15 protein-coding genes are annotated in these 16,364 nt (G+C 59.3%); 9 read left to right on the forward strand and 6 right to left on the reverse strand.

The genetic code is table 11. The annotated features are described in order from the left end of the window. Position 1: 1 nt before the first annotated feature. Positions 2 to 469, reverse strand: a complete 468-nt coding sequence (locus BPSY_RS02845) for an Lrp/AsnC family transcriptional regulator (RefSeq protein ID WP_033496870.1) — start codon at positions 467 to 469, stop codon at positions 2 to 4. A gap of 257 nt (positions 470 to 726) precedes the next feature. Here BPSY_RS02845 and BPSY_RS02850 point away from each other — a divergent pair, with 257 nt between their 5' ends. The 6 genes from BPSY_RS02850 to BPSY_RS02875 all read left to right on the forward strand — a co-directional run bounded on the left by BPSY_RS02850 (position 727) and on the right by BPSY_RS02875 (position 7,861). Then, positions 727 to 1,803 (forward strand): ABC transporter ATP-binding protein, encoded by a 1,077-nt coding sequence (locus BPSY_RS02850; protein ID WP_051921545.1) that lies wholly within the window; start codon positions 727 to 729, stop codon positions 1,801 to 1,803. A gap of 3 nt (positions 1,804 to 1,806) precedes the next feature. After that, entirely contained in the window at positions 1,807 to 2,754 is a 948-nt protein-coding gene (locus tag BPSY_RS02855) for an ABC transporter permease (protein ID WP_051921547.1), read from the forward strand. 182 nt (positions 2,755 to 2,936) lie between these two features. Beyond that, positions 2,937 to 3,674 (forward strand): ABC transporter permease, encoded by a 738-nt coding sequence (locus tag BPSY_RS02860; RefSeq protein WP_051921550.1) that lies wholly within the window; start codon positions 2,937 to 2,939, stop codon positions 3,672 to 3,674. Beyond that, positions 3,671 to 4,807, forward strand: coding sequence for an extracellular solute-binding protein (locus BPSY_RS02865; protein WP_051921552.1), 1,137 nt, complete (start codon positions 3,671 to 3,673; stop codon positions 4,805 to 4,807). The genes BPSY_RS02860 and BPSY_RS02865 overlap by 4 nt, the downstream gene beginning before the upstream one ends. A gap of 82 nt (positions 4,808 to 4,889) precedes the next feature. Continuing rightward, a complete protein-coding gene (locus tag BPSY_RS02870; RefSeq protein WP_051921554.1) occupies positions 4,890 to 6,305 on the forward strand; it encodes an aspartate aminotransferase family protein in 1,416 nt (471 codons plus the stop codon). 203 nt (positions 6,306 to 6,508) lie between these two features. Next, positions 6,509 to 7,861, forward strand: a complete 1,353-nt coding sequence (locus tag BPSY_RS02875) for an MFS transporter (protein WP_033496869.1) — start codon at positions 6,509 to 6,511, stop codon at positions 7,859 to 7,861. A 19-nt stretch (positions 7,862 to 7,880) separates the two neighbouring features. Here BPSY_RS02875 and trhA read toward each other — a convergent pair whose 3' ends face one another. Both trhA and BPSY_RS02885 read right to left on the reverse strand, forming a co-directional pair. Beyond that, positions 7,881 to 8,648 (reverse strand): PAQR family membrane homeostasis protein TrhA, encoded by a 768-nt coding sequence (gene trhA / locus BPSY_RS02880; protein ID WP_081884163.1) that lies wholly within the window; start codon positions 8,646 to 8,648, stop codon positions 7,881 to 7,883. Between the two features lie 204 nt (positions 8,649 to 8,852). Next, entirely contained in the window at positions 8,853 to 9,746 is an 894-nt protein-coding gene (locus BPSY_RS02885; protein WP_051921556.1) for a DMT family transporter, read from the reverse strand. Between the two features lie 258 nt (positions 9,747 to 10,004). Between BPSY_RS02885 and BPSY_RS02890 the strand changes: the two genes are divergently transcribed. Beyond that, a complete protein-coding gene (locus BPSY_RS02890; RefSeq protein WP_202961766.1) occupies positions 10,005 to 11,039 on the forward strand; it encodes an NAD-dependent epimerase/dehydratase family protein in 1,035 nt (344 codons plus the stop codon). A gap of 96 nt (positions 11,040 to 11,135) precedes the next feature. Here the strand turns inward: BPSY_RS02890 and BPSY_RS02895 are convergent, their stop codons facing one another. Beyond that, positions 11,136 to 11,603 (reverse strand): Rrf2 family transcriptional regulator, encoded by a 468-nt coding sequence (locus BPSY_RS02895; RefSeq protein ID WP_033496867.1) that lies wholly within the window; start codon positions 11,601 to 11,603, stop codon positions 11,136 to 11,138. Positions 11,604 to 11,881: 278 nt separating this feature from the next. Here BPSY_RS02895 and BPSY_RS02900 point away from each other — a divergent pair, with 278 nt between their 5' ends. Further along, positions 11,882 to 12,733 (forward strand): SDR family oxidoreductase, encoded by an 852-nt coding sequence (locus BPSY_RS02900; RefSeq protein WP_033496866.1) that lies wholly within the window; start codon positions 11,882 to 11,884, stop codon positions 12,731 to 12,733. A gap of 95 nt (positions 12,734 to 12,828) precedes the next feature. Further along, positions 12,829 to 13,662, forward strand: coding sequence for an alpha/beta fold hydrolase (locus tag BPSY_RS02905; protein WP_051921560.1), 834 nt, complete (start codon positions 12,829 to 12,831; stop codon positions 13,660 to 13,662). Here the strand turns inward: BPSY_RS02905 and BPSY_RS02910 are convergent. Together BPSY_RS02910 and glsA are read right to left on the reverse strand one after the other, a co-directional pair. Beyond that, positions 13,611 to 15,275: an MFS transporter gene (locus BPSY_RS02910; protein WP_202961768.1), complete on the reverse strand. Its 1,665-nt coding sequence runs from the start codon at positions 15,273 to 15,275 to the stop codon at positions 13,611 to 13,613. The genes BPSY_RS02905 and BPSY_RS02910 overlap by 52 nt on opposite strands. 51 nt (positions 15,276 to 15,326) lie before the next feature. Then, complete coding sequence (glsA, locus tag BPSY_RS02915; protein WP_033496865.1) at positions 15,327 to 16,364, reverse strand: glutaminase A; 1,038 nt, start codon at positions 16,362 to 16,364, stop codon at positions 15,327 to 15,329.

Raw genomic sequence — 16,364 nt, forward strand, 5'->3', positions numbered from 1 at the left:
TTTACCACACGCCCCAGTCGTAGCGCTGCATCTCCAGGCGCATGTAGGTGAAGAGTTCGGTTCTGGCGATGCCGTCGATTTTACGGATGTGCCTGTTCACCACTTCGAGCATGCTTTCGTCATCCTCGCTGAACAGCTCGGCGAGGATGTCATACCGTCCCGTCGTGATGACGATGTAGTCGATCTGGCGGATATCCCGTAGCTGTCTGGCCACATATTCGATGTCCCCATTAACGGTGATGCCGACCATGGCCTGTCTTTTGTACCCCAGTTCCAGGGGGTTCGTGACGGCGACGATCTGCATCAGGCCTTCATCGATCATCTTCTGGACACGAAGCCTGACGGCCGCCTCCGAAAGGCCAACCGCCTTACCGATGGAGACATACGAACGTCGTCCATCCTCCTGCAGTTGAACCATGATCTTCTTATTGATTGCATCGAGCTGTGGGCGCTCGCCTCGTGATTCCATAGCGCATATCGTACCAATCTGAAGCGGTCGGAAGGGTTTCCACACGCCAGTACGGGCATGATTGCCGGGAAATCCGATGGTTGCGAGATCGGATACTCCGAATACGGATTCTTCCCCATCGCTATATACATTATGGAAACCTTCAATTAATCTCATTTACACGCATGAAATCAAAAGAAATTTAGTATATGACCACTAATTAAGTCATAAATATTTAAAAAGGCTTTCTAAACAGCAAGTCCAAAAGGGGGGTGGATATGCCTAATGCTGAAGTACTGACCATCAATGCAGCGGACAAGACTTTCACCACACGTTCAGGCGAAAGCATTCACGCCATCGACAATGTGAGCATCGAGATACAGCCCGGTGAATTCTTCATACTGCTCGGTCCTTCGGGCTGTGGGAAGACCACCCTGCTTCGTGCGCTCGCGGGTCTTGAGGAACTCGACAGCGGGGAGATATACCTGGGCGATCAGCGCCTGGACGTGCTCCCACCTCACCGGAGGCCGGTGAACACGGTGTTTCAGAGCTACGCCTTGTTCCCGCACCTGAGCGTCGAGGAGAATGTCGCCTTCGGGCTGCAAATGGACAAATTGTCGAAACGGGAAACGGCGGACAGGGTCCACGAGATGCTTGATCTGGTTCATCTCTCGCAGAAGGCCAGCAGCCGGCCCTCGGAGCTCTCCGGCGGTCAGCAGCAACGCATCGCCCTGGCCCGGGCACTCGCGAAAAGCCCCAAGGTGTTGCTGCTTGACGAATCGCTTTCGGCCCTGGACTTCAAACTCAGGCGCGAGATGCAGGATGAGCTCAAGAGTATTCAGCGGCATACCGGCATCACTTTCATATTCGTGACCCACGATCAGGAGGAAGCCTTGTCGATGGGGGATCGCATCGCGGTGTTCAGCCAGGGCAAACCTTCCCAGATCGGTACGGCACAGGATATCTATGATGCCCCGAAGACCCGCTTCGTAGCCGATTTCATCGGTGACATCAACTTTTTCGAGGGCACGCTCGCGCAGGATGGCGTGGTGGAAAGCAACAATGCGCGCCTGAAGCTCAGTGAGGATGCCGCATCCGTGGGTGTCGGCAGTGCGGTCACAGTTGCGGTGCGGCCGGAGAATATGCGTCTGGAAGAGCCACGCGAAGGCCTGCTGCAAGGCACGTTGACGTCAAAGGTGTATATGGGGACCGACATCAGGTGCCACGTGCGGCTCGCCTCCGGGGGGCACGTGCTGCTCCGCGTCCCACCGGCCCTGCAATACGGCCGCTTCACCGAGGGATCCCAGGTGTCGATAGCCGTGGATCCCAAACACACCCGGATCGTGGAAGGCTAGCCTATGGCTGCACCAACTGCGCGGCCCCTCAAGCGAAGGGGCGGAAAAGCGAAAGCCGGCGTCGCGAAACCGGGACGGATCTCGGGCATCTTCGCATTCCCGGCCTTGCTGGTCTCCCTGGTCTTCACCCTCGGTCCCATTGCGGTCATCGCCGCGTTCTCCTTCATGACCCAGCCCGAAAAAGGCGGAGGCGTGGTGTTCGCCTTCTCCACCGCCGGGTGGAAGCAGTTCCTCTTCTCCGAGGACTTCTTCGGCAATGTGAGTTTCGATTCCCGATACCTGCAGGTGTTCGGTACCGGACTGTGGCAGGCTCTGCTGACGACGGTGGTGTGCATCGCGCTGGCATTCCCGATCGCGGTGTGGATGGCGATGAAAAGCGAGAAAACGCAGCGCGCCCTCCTGCTGTTCATCATGATTCCCTTCTGGACCAACCTGCTGGTGCGGACCTATGCCTGGATTCTGATGTTCAACGAGAACGGTTCGGTCAATACCGTGCTTGAGGCGATAGGAATCGGCAAGAAGACACTGCTCTACACGCCCTTCGCCTCAGCCGTGGGTCTGATCTACACCTTCCTTCCCTATGCCATACTCCCCTTGTATTCGGCGGTCGCCGGATTCGATTTCCGTTTGGTGGAGGCCGCCTACGATCTGGGTGCGACCAAAGGAGTGGTGATTCGCAGGATTCTGTGGCCATCGGTCAGTGGTGGGGTGCTCTCCGCAATCGCGCTTCTCTTCGTGCCGGCCTTTGGATCCTATATCCAACCGGTGCTGCTCGGTGGTGGAAAGGTGCTGATGCCGGGCAACCTCATCGCTTCGCAGTATGCCGAGGCGCGTAACTGGCCCTTCGGCTCGGTGCTCTCGCTGATCGTGCTGTTGCTCACCCTGCTGGGGGCGGGGCTGGTGACGGTATGGGCGAAGCGGTCAAGCCAGAAAGTGAGTCTATCCATATGAGTGAAAACGCAAGGAATATGGTGAGGGACACCGCTACGGCACATTCGTCACGAAAGGCCTCCCCACGGCGGTCTGCCACGGCTGTCCCCGCAGGAACGCGTCCTGCCCAAACAGCGCCGAAGCAACCGTGGTTCAGGCGTGATCCACTCAAACGATTCCCGGGATTTGGTTTCATCAGCGTCATGGTGATGGCTTTCCTCTATCTGCCGATGCTGATCGTCGTTGTCTATTCCTTCAATGGCGGCAATCAGGCGTTGCTGTGGAAAGGCTTTTCGCTGCGCTGGTACGCCCAGGTCTTCACCAGTGAGGCGATTATCGATGCCACGCTGGTCTCGCTTAAAGTCGCTGTCATCGCGACGGTCGTCTCAACGGTGCTCGCACTGGCCTTCGTCCTCTCCGCGGAGAAACTTTCCCGTGCTGGCAATACGATGGCCTCCCTGCTCCTGGACGCCCCGATCGTGATCCCTGAAATCGTGATGGGCGTTGCGACGCTCTCCTTCATCCGGCTCCTGGGCATGAGTCCGGGCTTCTGGCCGCTGGTGTTCGCACATGTGACATTCTGCATTCCTTTCGTGCTGATGCCGCTGCGCGCCAGACTGCAGAATCTCGACCCGGCCATTACCGAGGCCGCCGCCGATCTTGGCGCATCCAACGCCACCATCATCGCCAGGATTCAGCTGCCCTTGCTGATGCCGGGGATCCTCTCCGGCGCATTGATGGCATTCGTGACATCCCTGGACGATTTCATGATCTCGAATTTCCTCACATCGGCAGGATCAACGACCTTGCCGATCTACATCTTCGGACTGATACGAAAAGGAATCAACCCTTCACTCAATGTTGTGGCGACACTGCTGCTGATGCTGGCGATCGTGATCGCGGTCGGTACGTCACTGATGCAACGCAAGGAGGACGCATGAAGAACAATGCCCGTGGACGATTACATCAAGCGCTGGCACGAGGCGGGGGTATGGCGGCGGTCATCGCGCTCGCACTGCCGCTGGCGGCATGCTCGGGGGGTGTGGGGGCGGTGGATGAGGCCTCAACCTCCTCCGCTTCGGGAAAGTACGTGGAGGCGAGCAGCGGAGAAGTGCACCTGTATACATGGTCGGACTACTTCCCCGACTCCCTGGCCAAGAAGTTCAAGGAGGATACGGGGATCAGCCTTTCCATCGACTACTTCGACTCGAACGAAACCCTGCAAGGCAAGTTGCAGGCGACCGGAGGGGCCGGGTATGACGTGGTGGTGCCATCCGATTACATGGTGCAGATGCTTGCCGATGAACATCTGCTGCTGAATTTCGATGCAACCTCACTGCCTAATTTCAAGAACATCGAAACCAGCTTCAGAAAACCATATTATGACAAGAAGAACGCCTATTCGGTCCCCTATATGTATGGAACGACCGGTTTCGCCTACGATTCGAGCAAAATAGATGCCGCCGATGCGCCGACCTCGTGGAAGGATTTCTTCAATCCTCCGTCCTCGGCCGGGCCGATCCAGCTGCTTGCCGATCAGACCGATGTGATCAACGCCGCTTTGCGTTCCATAGGTGCCGAACCCTGCACCAGCGACCCCTCCGAGCTGCAGGCCGTGCAGGATCTGCTCACCTCATTCAAAAGCAAGGTCGGGGTCATCAGCTCGGATAACATCGTCGATCGCCTGAGCGCCGGCGAAGAGGCAATGGGCATGATCTGGAATGGCGATGCCCACCGGGTCAAAGAGAATCTGTCAAGCATGGTGTACGTGTATCCGGAGGAGGGCCTCACCCGTTTCGAAGACAATCTGGTGATTCCCTCGGGTGCCAAGAACGTCGATCAGGCGAAAACCTTCATCAACTGGATGCTTGAACCTGAGCATATGGCCGAAGCCTCGAATTACACGGGCTTCAACTCGGGAATCACCGGCGTGGACGAGTTGCTGAGCGATTCGATGAAAAACGATCCGGCGATCGTGCCTCCCTCCGATTACGACAAGGCGGAGGTGGTCCAGACCTGTTCCAATGACGTGGTCAATAAATACACCAAGATCTGGGAGAGCTTCAAAAGCTGACCCGATGTGATTGCCGCTGCCGCAGGCCGGACAGCAGCATATAAAACCAACAGACGCAGGCCGGTCACTATGGAGAACAATAATGACGACGACTTTCCCGACCGCAACGATCAATGCACACCCGGTCACGCTGGATTCCTCACGCATCAAAGAGCTGATCGGCAGGGAGGAGAGCAGACTGGATGCGCGCACCACCGCATCGAAAGCCATGTATGAGCAGGCGCACCATCATCTTTCCGGTGGTGTGGCATCAAGCTATCAGCTCAGGGACCCCTGGCCCATCTATCTGGAAGGTGGTTCAGGATCCAGGGTCTGGGATGTGGATGGCACCGAATACTACGATTTCCACAACGGATTCGGCTCGATGGTGCAAGGCCACGCCCATCCTCTGATCGGCAAGGCCATAGCCGAGCGCTTCCCGAAGGGTACGCATTTCGCAGCCCCCACCGAAGACGCGATCGTCGTGGGTGATGAGTTGGCTCGGCGCTGGGGACTGCCGAAATGGCGATACACCAACTCGGGCTCGGAAGCGACGATGGATGCGATCCGCATAGCCCGCGCGTATACGGGACGCGACACGGTCATGAAGATATTCGGCTCCTATCACGGTCACCATGACACGGTGATGGTCTCCATCGGCTTCCAGGACTATGACGACATCGGTCCGGCCGACAACCTCACCTCCATACCGTATGGAGCCGGTGTTCCCCAGGCGACGGTGGATATGACAGTGGCGGTGCCCTTCAACGATGCGGCTGCGATGGAACGCAGGATCCAGCGGCTCCAGACGGAAAACAGGCTGCCCGCATGCGTCATCATGGAAGCGGCGATGATGAATCTGGGCGTGGTGTTGCCGGAGCCGGGATATCTGGAAGCGGTTCGTGAGATAACGGCGCGGTATGGCATCGTATTGATTTTCGACGAGGTCAAAACAGGCCTGACCATAGCCGCAGGCGGCGCCCGTGAACGTTTCGACGTGCTGCCGGACATGGTGACGATGTCCAAAGCCCTCGGCGCGGGACTGCCGATGGGGGCCATAGGAGGCACCGAGGAGGTGATGAGCGTTGTGGAGGATCACTCCGTCTATCAGGTCGGAACCTACAATGGCAATCCCCTGTGCGTTGCCGCCGCGCGCGCCAACCTGCTGGATGTACTGACCCCTGATGCCTACGCCCATCTCGATCATCTCAACGCCCGGATCATCGAGGGCTGCGATGATGTGATCCGCCGGTACAACCTTCCCGGATACACCGTGGGTATCGGCTCAAAGGGATGCGTGACCTTCTCCGAGTACAAGGTGGTCGATTATCTGACATACCGCCAGAACCAGCGTGAGGACCTTGCCGACCTGGCCTGGTTGTTCAACATGAACAGGGGCGTGTACATGACTCCCGGACGCGAGGAGGAATGGACGCTGAGCATCATCCACGATGATGCCGCGATCGATGCCTATGTCGAATGCTTCGACGAGATGGCACACGAACTCACCAAGGACTGAAGGCCATTGGGCGCACACCGTCGTGAGCGCGTCAGGACCGCTGGGCCGTGCGGGCCGGCGTAGTCGAGGGATCTGTGTTCCGATAGGATCCGGCCCTCGACTACGCCCGGGATGACAGCTAAGCTATGAGGGCTTGGGGCAGAGGTGTAATACGATGGGTCAGGCCGGAACGTGCCGGTCTGGGAAGAAATGGGAGTGGAACGATGCAGGCCGTCAGTCTGTATGCCAGAATCTTTGAGATTCCGGGAGCGAAATCATTTTCCGCAGCGGCAGCTTTGGCGAGGTTGCCGATATCGATGATTCCACTCGGTACGGTGCTTGCGATCAATGGCATTTATGGGGATTGGACCAGCTCGGGCATCGTCAGCGCACTCAATGTGATTGGCATTGCAGCAGGAACGCCGATGTTTGCTCGGCTGTTTGACCGCTACGGGCAGCGTTCGGTCGGCAGGATCGCCTTGGTGCTCTCAATCAGCAGCATGCTGGTGTTCGCCGGAGCTGTGCTGTTGACCGCTCCGTTGTGGCTGCTGTTTTTCCTTGCTTTTGTGATGGGAGCGACACAGTTCTCCTTCGGCGCCTTGGTGCGGACACGTTGGTCGTGGGTGCTGGAGCGTTCCGGCCATGGTGAATTGCTGACAACCGCCTACGCCTTTGAATCCGCGGTCGATGAACTGATTTTCATCATCGGTCCGATCTTCGCCACCGTCCTCGCGACATCCGTGCATCCTGTTTCACAGTTGTTTGTCCCCGCACTGGCATTGCTGGTGGGTGGATTCGCTTTCTTCGCCCTGGTTTCCACCCAGCCCGGCATCGCGCGCATCCAGAACGCGGAATTGGACACCTCCCTCGGCCACGGCGATGCAAGGGGCGGGGAGGGAATCTCGCCGGATGCTCCGGATCCGCAAACGCAGGAGATCCCTGGAGCCCCCGGCCGTCCCGGAGGTGGGCGGAAGCGAATCGCGGCCGCCATCGGCAGGGTCCTTCCGGTGTTTCCGGGCATCGTCGCGGTGATGTTCAGTTACATGCTGTTGAATCTCGCGTTCAATGGCTATGACGTCAGTATCGTCGCCCTCACCAAGGCCCAAGGCAAAGCCGGACTGGTGGGTGTGATGGTTGCCGTATTCGCCGCGGGATCGATGGTTGGGGGGCTGCTGTATGGGTCTCGTAATTGGAAGGGAACTCTGTGGGCCAGGTACGGCATATTGCTGTTCATGCTCACGCTGGGCTATTTCTCCTTCCATCTGACACTGGCCAATCTTCTGGTGCTTGGTGCCTTGCAGTTTGTGGCCGGACTGTTTATCGCGCCAACGATCGCGACATGCAATATGATCGTGCAGCGCGGAGTCCCACCGCGTCATCTCACCGAGGGGCTTTCATGGCTGAATGCGCTGGGCGCGCTGGGGGCATCGCTTGGTTCGGCGATCACGGGCGTGGTGCTCGATTCCTATGGGCCTGAAAGCGGATTCGCGGTGCCGTGGATCGGTACGCTGATAGCCTGTGGCATCGTCGTATTGCATATCGCGATTGCCAGGCGCAGAAGCCTGCGGGAGCGGTGATGCCGCTGCCGCAGGGTGTTCAGACCGCTGCGGTGGACGCCACGGTGATGAAGGCCGCCACGGCATGGCAGGCATAACCGATGATGGTGCCTGCGTGGAAGACCTCGTGGTATTCGAACCATCCCGGCAGGGGATTGGGTTTGCGTATGGCGAAACACACGGCTCCCGCAATATAGGCGGCGCCGCCTGCGGCGAGGAGAACCGTCACGGCATGCCCGTGATTCGGAGCATTCCATAGCAGCGGGAACAGGACGACCGCGGCAAGTCCGAGAATCACATATATCGTGGTGAAAAGCCAATCGTGGTTGTCATGCCAGATCGCGTGGCAGATGGAACCGAGCAATGCGGCGGACCATACGATGATGAGGTACGGCCACCGCAACGGGGTCTGCAGTGCGAGGAGAAACACCGTATTGGTGCCTGCGATGATCAGAAAGATATTGGCGTAGTCGATTTGGCACAGGATGATGTTCATCCGTCGTCCCCAGTGCCCTACGTGGAGCAGCGCGCTATTGCCGAATAGCAGGACGGTGCTGACCGCATATACGGCGGCACCGGCTTTCATCGGGCCCCAGGGGGCGATGCAGATCAGCACTATCGAGGTGATGATGCTGATCGGGAATGCGATGAGGTGGAGGATGCCACGCAGCCGTGGTTTGCGGATGAGATCCGAGACCTGCTGAGTCGCGGGAGCTTGTGCTTGTGGCCTTTTTTGGCCGGATTCGAGCGACCCAGCCGCTTTGGCCGGTGCGATCTGTACGGGAACTGCCCGCGATGCAGTGCTCATGACTACCACCCTACGCTTTGGTGATGTAACGATACGATGACTTGCTGCTGGTGAATATACAAATTAGCACCGGGAAATCAACGATTCTTGAGAGCGTAATGAGCGTGCGGTGGGAAGGCGGTGGGAATGTGATAGGAACGCCGGAGGCCCAGCCCGGCATGCATGTGAGCGTGTTCGGGATGGGCACATCGGGAGGATGGTCGTCTACAGCACGTCCGCACGGGGTCCGGTCATCGGCCTCGGGGTCCGGGGCCTTCTGCGCAAACGGATTTCCGAAAGCACGATCGCTAAGAAGATCAGGGCGAAACCCACGAAGCTCGTTGCGGTGACCTGCTCATGCACCAGCAGGACGGAGAAGAGCAGGCCGAAGAGACTTTCCGTGCACAGGATGAGGGAACCTTGTGCCGCCGGTACTTTGGAGAACGCGAGATTCTGGAAATTCTGCGCGATCAACGTCGAGGCGATGATCAGATAGGCGAGCGAGGCGATGGTGGTCCATGTGAAATCGCCCGCTCCGGGCAGGGGATCGGTGATGAGGGCGCCTGAGGTGAAGAGCATGGCGGCCGTGAGAAATTCGATCAGGGTAAGCATCAGCATGTCGAATTTTTTGGCGAACATGCCTGAAAGCACAAGATTCCCGGCGAAAAGCACCGCACCGATCAGACTCAGCACATCACCCTGGCCCAGGCTCAGGCCCTCGCCGAGTTTGGGTATGGCGATGAAGCCCACGCCGAACAGACAGATCAGTGCCGCGAGTATATGTCGGGCGGCCGGTCTCTGCCGGGTGACGATCCACACGAGGAACGGTACGAATACGCAATACGTCGCCGTAAGGAAGGCGTTGCGACCGGGCTCGGTGACTTCCAGGCCTCGCATCTGGAACATGAATGCGGCCCAGTAGGAGACGCCCAACAGCACGCCCGGGACGATCAGATGTGGAAGATGTGTTCTGCGTATTCTCCGCCAGAGCAGTGCGACCATGATCAAGGTGCTGAGGCAAAGACGACAGGACATCATCCACTGCACCGAAAGCGATTCAAGTGCGATTTTGGAAAAGGTGTAGCCGCCTCCCCAAGCGGCCGCCGCTATGACAAGCATCCCCCTGGCGGTCCATGGTGAAAGGCGCATCAATTCAGGTTCTGCGGTCCCCACGGTTATGAGTCTAAGCTGCCCGGAGCCCATGCCACGCCGAGACGAAGGGATGATCGGGGGAGGCTCTGTGAAGCCCCGTGCCGCAACCTCGTCCGGGCTGGGCTATGCTGTCGGGCGAATTGTGTGGGGCATCCCCATGTGTGTGACGATGGGCGCATGGGATCAGCGATTATGGACACGTCTATCGACGTATCGGGAATACCAATGGACACTTCGAAACCGGTGCTGGTGACGGGAGCCAACGGCTATGTGGCGAGTTGGGTCGTCAAAGGCCTGCTGGATGCGGGTGTGAGTGTGCACGCCGCAGTGCGCAATCCCGGGGACCGCAACAAAGTGGGTCACCTGCTGGATATCGCCAAGGGGGCACCCGGACGCCTTGAGCTGTTCGCGGCCGATCTGCTGGATTCCGGTTCCTATGCCGCGGCGATGGAGGGATGCTCGATCGTGTTCCACATGGCATCGCCATTTGTGCGCGATGTCTCCGATCCCATGCGTGATCTGGTGGAGCCCGCGCTTGAGGGGACGCGTAATGTGCTCGGTACCGTATGCGATGTCCCCGATGTGCGCAGGGTGGTGCTCACGAGTTCGGTGGCCGCGATTTATGGCGATGCCGTGGATGTGGAGCAGCGGCCGGGCGGCATCATCACCGAGGAGCAGTGGAATGACACTTCCTCCACCGATCGCGAGCCTTACTCCTATTCTAAAACGCTCGCTGAACGCGAGGCCTGGCATATGGTGCAGTCGCAGGATCGCTGGAAGCTGGTGACCATCAACCCGGCGTTGGTGATCGGCCCTGCGCTGAATCCCCATCCGACGAGCGATAGTTTCACGATCGTCCGGCAGATGATCGGGGGCACCGGCCGCATGGGCCTGCCTCGGATCGGCGTGACGGTCGCGGATGTTCGGGACGTCGCGAAGGCCCATATCGCAGCGGCCTATCTGCCTGGGGCGAGCGGACGTCACATCATCGCGGCCGAGGATACGGATACACTCGCGCTCGCGCAAAGCCTGAGACCACGCTTCGGCAGCAGCCTGCCTTTGCCGGGTCGCGCCCTTCCGAAGGCCCTGGTTTTGGCCGTGGCGCCGATGATAGGCCTCAGTCGGGCGTATGTTCGGCGCAATGTCGGCCATGTGATTCGGGCGAATGCGGGCAAAAGCCGTCGCGAACTGCATATCTCCTACCGGCCGGTACAGGAATCGATGGAGGATATGGTGGAAGGCCTGTTGCGCAGCAGATAGCGAGGCATATCGGAAGACCGCGCTTGCACCGGGTCGGGCATGGAGCGCATATCGTCAACCGCGGCCGCCTCCGTGAAGGTGATCCACCGCCCCGCGTTACAGGAAGGCCTTCACAAGCTCCTTGTCGTCAGGATTGGCGTTTACGGCCGAGGACGAGATGCTCCGAAGGATGTCGGCGAGGGTGACATGCCTCATTTCGTTTTCGGCCGCTTCCTGAAGGCGTGCGTATTGCTTCTCAAGCGCCTGCTGAATGTTCGCTCCGATGATGCAGCGGGGATTCGTATGCTCGTCCACCTCGATCAGCCGGGTATCCCCCTGCACGCTGGTGAAGACGTCATACAGCGTGATGTCTTCCACGGGGCGGCTGAGCGTTGGTTTCGGACGACCGTTGACCGTGCGGATCAGCCCGTGCTGACGGAGCAGACCCATGATCTTGCGCACGTTCGTGGGGTTGGTCTCAATGCTTGCCGCCAGAATGTCGCTGGTGACGGAGTCCGTGTCTGAGAAGACGGCGATATAGGCAAGGATATGCACCGCATCGCTGAATCGCGTGGAATACCTCATGGCAAACGCCTCCTGTGCAAACCCCTCATCGGCTGAATCCGAGCGTTCCGGCCGAATCCGGCTCGCTCCGTCTGGACTGGATCACATCCATCCCAACTTGACTGGACAGAGGAAATTATATATTCTCTACCTGTACATTAAAAATATACAGCAAAACCGGACACTTGTCTCCCGGTGTGTGAGACCCCAAGCAGTCGCATGCATGTACGAAACAGGTGGGAACGGATGAAAGCCTTGCACCGCAAGGGTGCAGGGGACGTGCATGAAAGGGAGTCACCATGACATATTTGGTTACAGGAGCGACCGGCGGTCTGGGCGGTTATGCGCTTCACTATCTCAAGAAACTGGTCCCGGCATCCGAGATCGTCGCGTTGGTACGCGATGAGCGGAAGGCGACGGCACTGAAGGATCAGGGCATTGAGGTGCGCGTAGGTGACTACGGCGATCCTGCTTCGTTGAAGCAGGCCTTCGCAGGAGTGGACAGGCTGCTCTTCATCTCGGGAGTCCCGGGGGACAGGCAGGCACAGCACACGAATGTCGTCAATGCCGCCAAAGAGGCCGGTGTCTCCTTCATCGCCTACACGAGTTTTGCGAACGCCACCAACGTGGACAACATGCTGTCGGTCGATCACCAGTTCACGGAACAGCTGATCGAGCGCTCGGGACTGGATTACACCCTGCTGCGCAACAACTGGTACTTGGAGAACGAGACGCCCCTGCTCAAGGCCGCGCTGCATTCCGGTGAACTCGACTTCGCGGCAGGCGATGCGACGGTGGGATGGGCATTGAAGCGCGAATACGGCGAGGCGGCGGCACGGGTGCTCTCGGGCAAGCAGCACAACGCTCAGATAGTCGAGCTCTCCGGCAATGCGGTGACCTACACCCAGTTGGCCGAGGCGCTGTCGCAGGCTGCAGGCAAGACGATCGTGGCCCGCGCTCTGGATGACGAAGAATTCGTGAAGGCATTGGGCGAACAGGGCCTTCCCGCTGAGGCTGCTCAGGGCATTCTCGGCATACAGCAGCTGATCAAGGCAGGCGATCTTGAAGTGGAATCCAAGGACTTCGAAGAGGTGCTCGGTAAGCCGCTCACACCGCTTGCCGAGGCCCTCAAAGAGGTTCTGGGTCTGTAGCTCGTTCGAAGATGGATGGGGTTTGAGAGTCCCGGCAACGGTTCATACCGTCGCCGGGACTTCTGATTATGGACGAGCACAGGGGGTGCGGCTTGATGTATGTCGAGGAGCAGGGGAATGGTACGCCGTTGCTGCTGATTCATGGTTTCGGTGTGGATCATCACATCCTCAACTCGTTGAGGGACGCGATCGGTGAATCCGGCGGATGGAGACAGATACTGATAGATCTTCCCGGGCACGGCAAAAGCGCGATCGGCGATGTGCAGAGCTCCCAGGATGTTGTTGATGAGGTGGAGGATTGGATCCATGAGCATCTGGCAGGTGAGCGCTTCGCGGTGATCGGCAACTCCTTCGGCGGCATGGTCGCTCGGTGCATCGCGCATGATCTGCGCTCCCAGGTGCTCGGCCTGGCCACATTGGCCGGCGTGTTCGTGGCCGATCATTCCAAACGAGACGTGCCACCGCAAACGGTTCTGCATGAGGATCCTGAACTGATCGCATCGCTCGGTGACGAAGGCGAGGACTATGCGCAGATGGCCGTGGTGCAGACCGCGGCCCATGCCAAGGATTTCAGCGTGTATGTGCGTCCCGGCATCGAAGCGGCGGACAGAAGGGCGCTGCAGCGTATATCCGCCGACTACTCACTCCCGCAGGAGCCGGAGGACGCGCATCCGGAGCCTTTCACACAGCCCAGCCTGTTCATCACCGGTCGTCAGGATCAGGTGGTGGGGTATGCGGACGCATGGAGACGGATCGAACATTATCCCAGAGCCACATTCAGCGTTCTTGATGCCGCCGGTCACAACGTGCATCTTGAACAGCCGAATCTCAGCGGGGCGCTCGTGCTCGAATGGCTGAGCCGTATGGGATCGGCCGATTACTCGTCCTTCACGACGGGATCGGGGTCGGGAATCTCCTCGGGCTTGTAGCGCGGGAGCCTGCTGGCCGGAATAATCGCGATGGCGCTTACGGCCGCCAGCACCAGCAGGCCGGTTTTCAGCGCGGAAAGACGCGCCTGTTCGTTCAACGACACCGCGGCATCGACCTGCTCCGGTGTGGCCGTCGTGCCAGCCAGCACCTCCTTGAGATGATCGTTCGAGACGAAGTTGGTATTGTCCAGATCGACCTGCGAGGTCAGGTCCTGCGGCAGGGAGAGATTCTCGCTGTCACTCAGGGCGACCGTGATGTTCCCCGCCAGCAGGCCGACCATAAGCGCTCCGGCAAGCGCCGTGCCGACTGCCGATGCCAGGTTCTGGGTGGTGCCGCGTATGGAGCCGACATCACCGGCCAACTCCTTGGGGGCCGAGGTGACCAGCACGTTGAATACCAGGGTGACCAATGAGCCTTGTCCGACGCCGAAGATGAACAGGCCCAGTATCGTGGGGAAGGTCTCCCAGTTGTTGTTCACCACGTAGGCGAGCCAGAGCAACGCGAAGGTGGTGAGACCGAAGGAGAACACCCCGATCTGGCGTGGGGTGAAGCGTTTGTATACGCGGACGACCAGCATGGCGGTGAAGAACACCGTCAGATTGAATGGGAGCATGGCCATCGATGTGCTGAACGCACTCCTGCCCTGGACTATCTGAATGTACAGCGGGATGGTGAAGTTCAATGCGGCCTCCAACGCCACCACGACGAACATCGCGAATACCGCGGAGCGTTCGCGTGATGACTTCAGAATGCCGAGCTCGACCAGGGGCTCCTTGCCCTCTGCCGAACGCCTGCGCGTCCACATGGCGAAGAGCTGAACGAGGATGATGCCGATCACGATGAGCAGAGGGGCCGGTGAAGCCCCGAGAATCGTGAAGGGTGCCGAATCCGTGGCCCTGAGCAGACCCCAGCCATTGAGGTTGTTCACACCCAAGGTGAGCATGACGATACCCAAACCGATAAGAGGCGCTCCGACCAGATCGATATCCAGCGTCGCATCGCCATGGTCGCCGCGCAGACGGAAGCTGAAGGCGAACACGGTGAGGGCGAGCACCAGAACGATGGCGAACACAGGTCGCCAGCCGACGAAAGTCGCCAATGTCCCGCCGATGAGGAAGGCGCTGACACCGGAAAGAGCCCGTGCCGAGCCCAGTGAGCCGATTGCCGTCGCCTGTTGGGCGCCATGATAGTTCTCGGCGATCAAGGCGACCAGGGAGGGCACGATGATGGCGGCGGAGGCGCCCGCAAGAGCCTGGGCGACGATAACCCACACCACTGATGGTGCCAGCACCATGCACAGCGCGGAAAGGGCGAAGATGCCCACCACGACGCGGAATATATGCACCCAGCCGATGCGCTGACCGAGTTTGGCGCCGACCATGACCAGCGCCGCGACCACCAGGCCATATGTCACGATGGCCGTGGACACGCTGGTCGGCGGGACGCCGAAGTCCTCGACCATGCCTCCCATGGAAACGGGCAAAGCGGCCACATTGAAGGACATCAGCACCTGAGCGAGGAATAGCCCGACCATCGGCACCCACGAGTTCCGTGTTGTCGCCGCGAATTCCGTTGTCACAGGTGACTCGTCTGTTGTTCGTGCTTCTGTCATTGTTCCTCCCATGGATCCTTCAAAGACCATTCGGTGTTTAGACGTCTTTCCTTACTCATGTTTCTCGGCGCCCTCTTCGTCCACATCAGATGATGCGGCGCCGGGTGAAGAGGCGAAGAGATTCAACCCCAATGCACGAGACAGATATGCCGCCGCGACCTGGCCTCGTACGCTGTTGCCCGCTTCATCCAGACGTGGCGCGTAGCTTCCCACGGCCCCTTTGCCCGGTGCCACGGTGAGCAGCCCACCGGCGACGCCGGATTTGCCCGGTAAGCCTATTTGGACCAGCCATTCCCCCGAGCGCTCGTACAATCCTGCAGTGGCCATAACGGCCAGGGCGTCGCGTGCGACCTGTTCGCCGACAATACGTTTCCCGGTGACCGGATTCACCCCGCCGTCCGCAAGCGTTGCTCCCATGACCGAGAGATCGTGGGCATCGACCAGCAGAGAGCATTGCCGGGTATAGACATCCACCGTTTCGTCGCTATCGCCCTTGAGATACCCATAAGCGTTGAGCAGCCTCGCGATGCCTTGGTTGCGCTGATTGGTGAGCGCCTCGGATCGGTAGACGTCCTCGTCCATAGCGAGTGGACGGCCTGCGAATGCCGAAAGCCCCGACTGGATGAATTCCCACCGTTCAGCGGCGCTGTTGCCGGGAACGCATGAGGTTGTGGCTATGGCACCGGCATTGACCATCGGGTTCAAGGGGTGCCCGCCATTCAGTTCAAGGGCCATAACCGAGTTGAAGGGGAGGCCGGTCGCATTGACGCCGATGGTCTTGAGCGCGGCCTCATGACCAATCACCTCGCAAACCAAGGCATACACGAAGACCTTCGAGATGGATTGGATGGAGAAGGCGTGGTCATACGAGCCAAGCTGATGGACGCGGCCATTCCTTTCAGTGATTGCGATGCCGAAGACCTCCGGGTCGGCGTTGGCCAGGGCGGGGATGTAGTCCGCCACCTTACCTTCGTGATGCCGGAATGCGCGCTCGCGGGCGCGTTCGAGAATGCCGTCCACCTCCGATGCGGCGGGCAGCCTCCCAGTGGCCGCATACTGACGAATATCCGAAACATCAAGATCCCACAT

It is taken from the genome of Bifidobacterium psychraerophilum (genome assembly GCF_000741705.1).
Taxonomy (GTDB): Bacteria; Actinomycetota; Actinomycetes; order Actinomycetales; family Bifidobacteriaceae; genus Bombiscardovia; species Bombiscardovia psychraerophila.

Excerpts from the sequence above, each read along its gene's own strand:
- BPSY_RS02845 (WP_033496870.1), bottom strand. The coding sequence starts at position 469 with ATGGAATCACGAGGCGAGCGCCCACAGCTCGATGCAATCAATAAGAAG.
- BPSY_RS02850 (WP_051921545.1), top strand. The coding sequence starts at position 727 with ATGCCTAATGCTGAAGTACTGACCATCAATGCAGCGGACAAGACTTTC.
- BPSY_RS02855 (WP_051921547.1), top strand. The coding sequence starts at position 1,807 with ATGGCTGCACCAACTGCGCGGCCCCTCAAGCGAAGGGGCGGAAAAGCG.
- BPSY_RS02860 (WP_051921550.1), top strand. The coding sequence starts at position 2,937 with ATGGTGATGGCTTTCCTCTATCTGCCGATGCTGATCGTCGTTGTCTAT.
- BPSY_RS02865 (WP_051921552.1), top strand. The coding sequence starts at position 3,671 with ATGAAGAACAATGCCCGTGGACGATTACATCAAGCGCTGGCACGAGGC.
- BPSY_RS02870 (WP_051921554.1), top strand. The coding sequence starts at position 4,890 with ATGACGACGACTTTCCCGACCGCAACGATCAATGCACACCCGGTCACG.
- BPSY_RS02875 (WP_033496869.1), top strand. The coding sequence starts at position 6,509 with ATGCAGGCCGTCAGTCTGTATGCCAGAATCTTTGAGATTCCGGGAGCG.
- trhA (WP_081884163.1), bottom strand. The coding sequence starts at position 8,648 with ATGAGCACTGCATCGCGGGCAGTTCCCGTACAGATCGCACCGGCCAAA.
- BPSY_RS02885 (WP_051921556.1), bottom strand. The coding sequence starts at position 9,746 with ATGCTTGTCATAGCGGCGGCCGCTTGGGGAGGCGGCTACACCTTTTCC.
- BPSY_RS02890 (WP_202961766.1), top strand. The coding sequence starts at position 10,005 with ATGGACACTTCGAAACCGGTGCTGGTGACGGGAGCCAACGGCTATGTG.
- BPSY_RS02895 (WP_033496867.1), bottom strand. The coding sequence starts at position 11,603 with ATGAGGTATTCCACGCGATTCAGCGATGCGGTGCATATCCTTGCCTAT.
- BPSY_RS02900 (WP_033496866.1), top strand. The coding sequence starts at position 11,882 with ATGACATATTTGGTTACAGGAGCGACCGGCGGTCTGGGCGGTTATGCG.
- BPSY_RS02905 (WP_051921560.1), top strand. The coding sequence starts at position 12,829 with ATGTATGTCGAGGAGCAGGGGAATGGTACGCCGTTGCTGCTGATTCAT.
- BPSY_RS02910 (WP_202961768.1), bottom strand. The coding sequence starts at position 15,275 with ATGACAGAAGCACGAACAACAGACGAGTCACCTGTGACAACGGAATTC.
- glsA (WP_033496865.1), bottom strand. The coding sequence starts at position 16,364 with ATGTGGGATCTTGATGTTTCGGATATTCGTCAGTATGCGGCCACTGGG.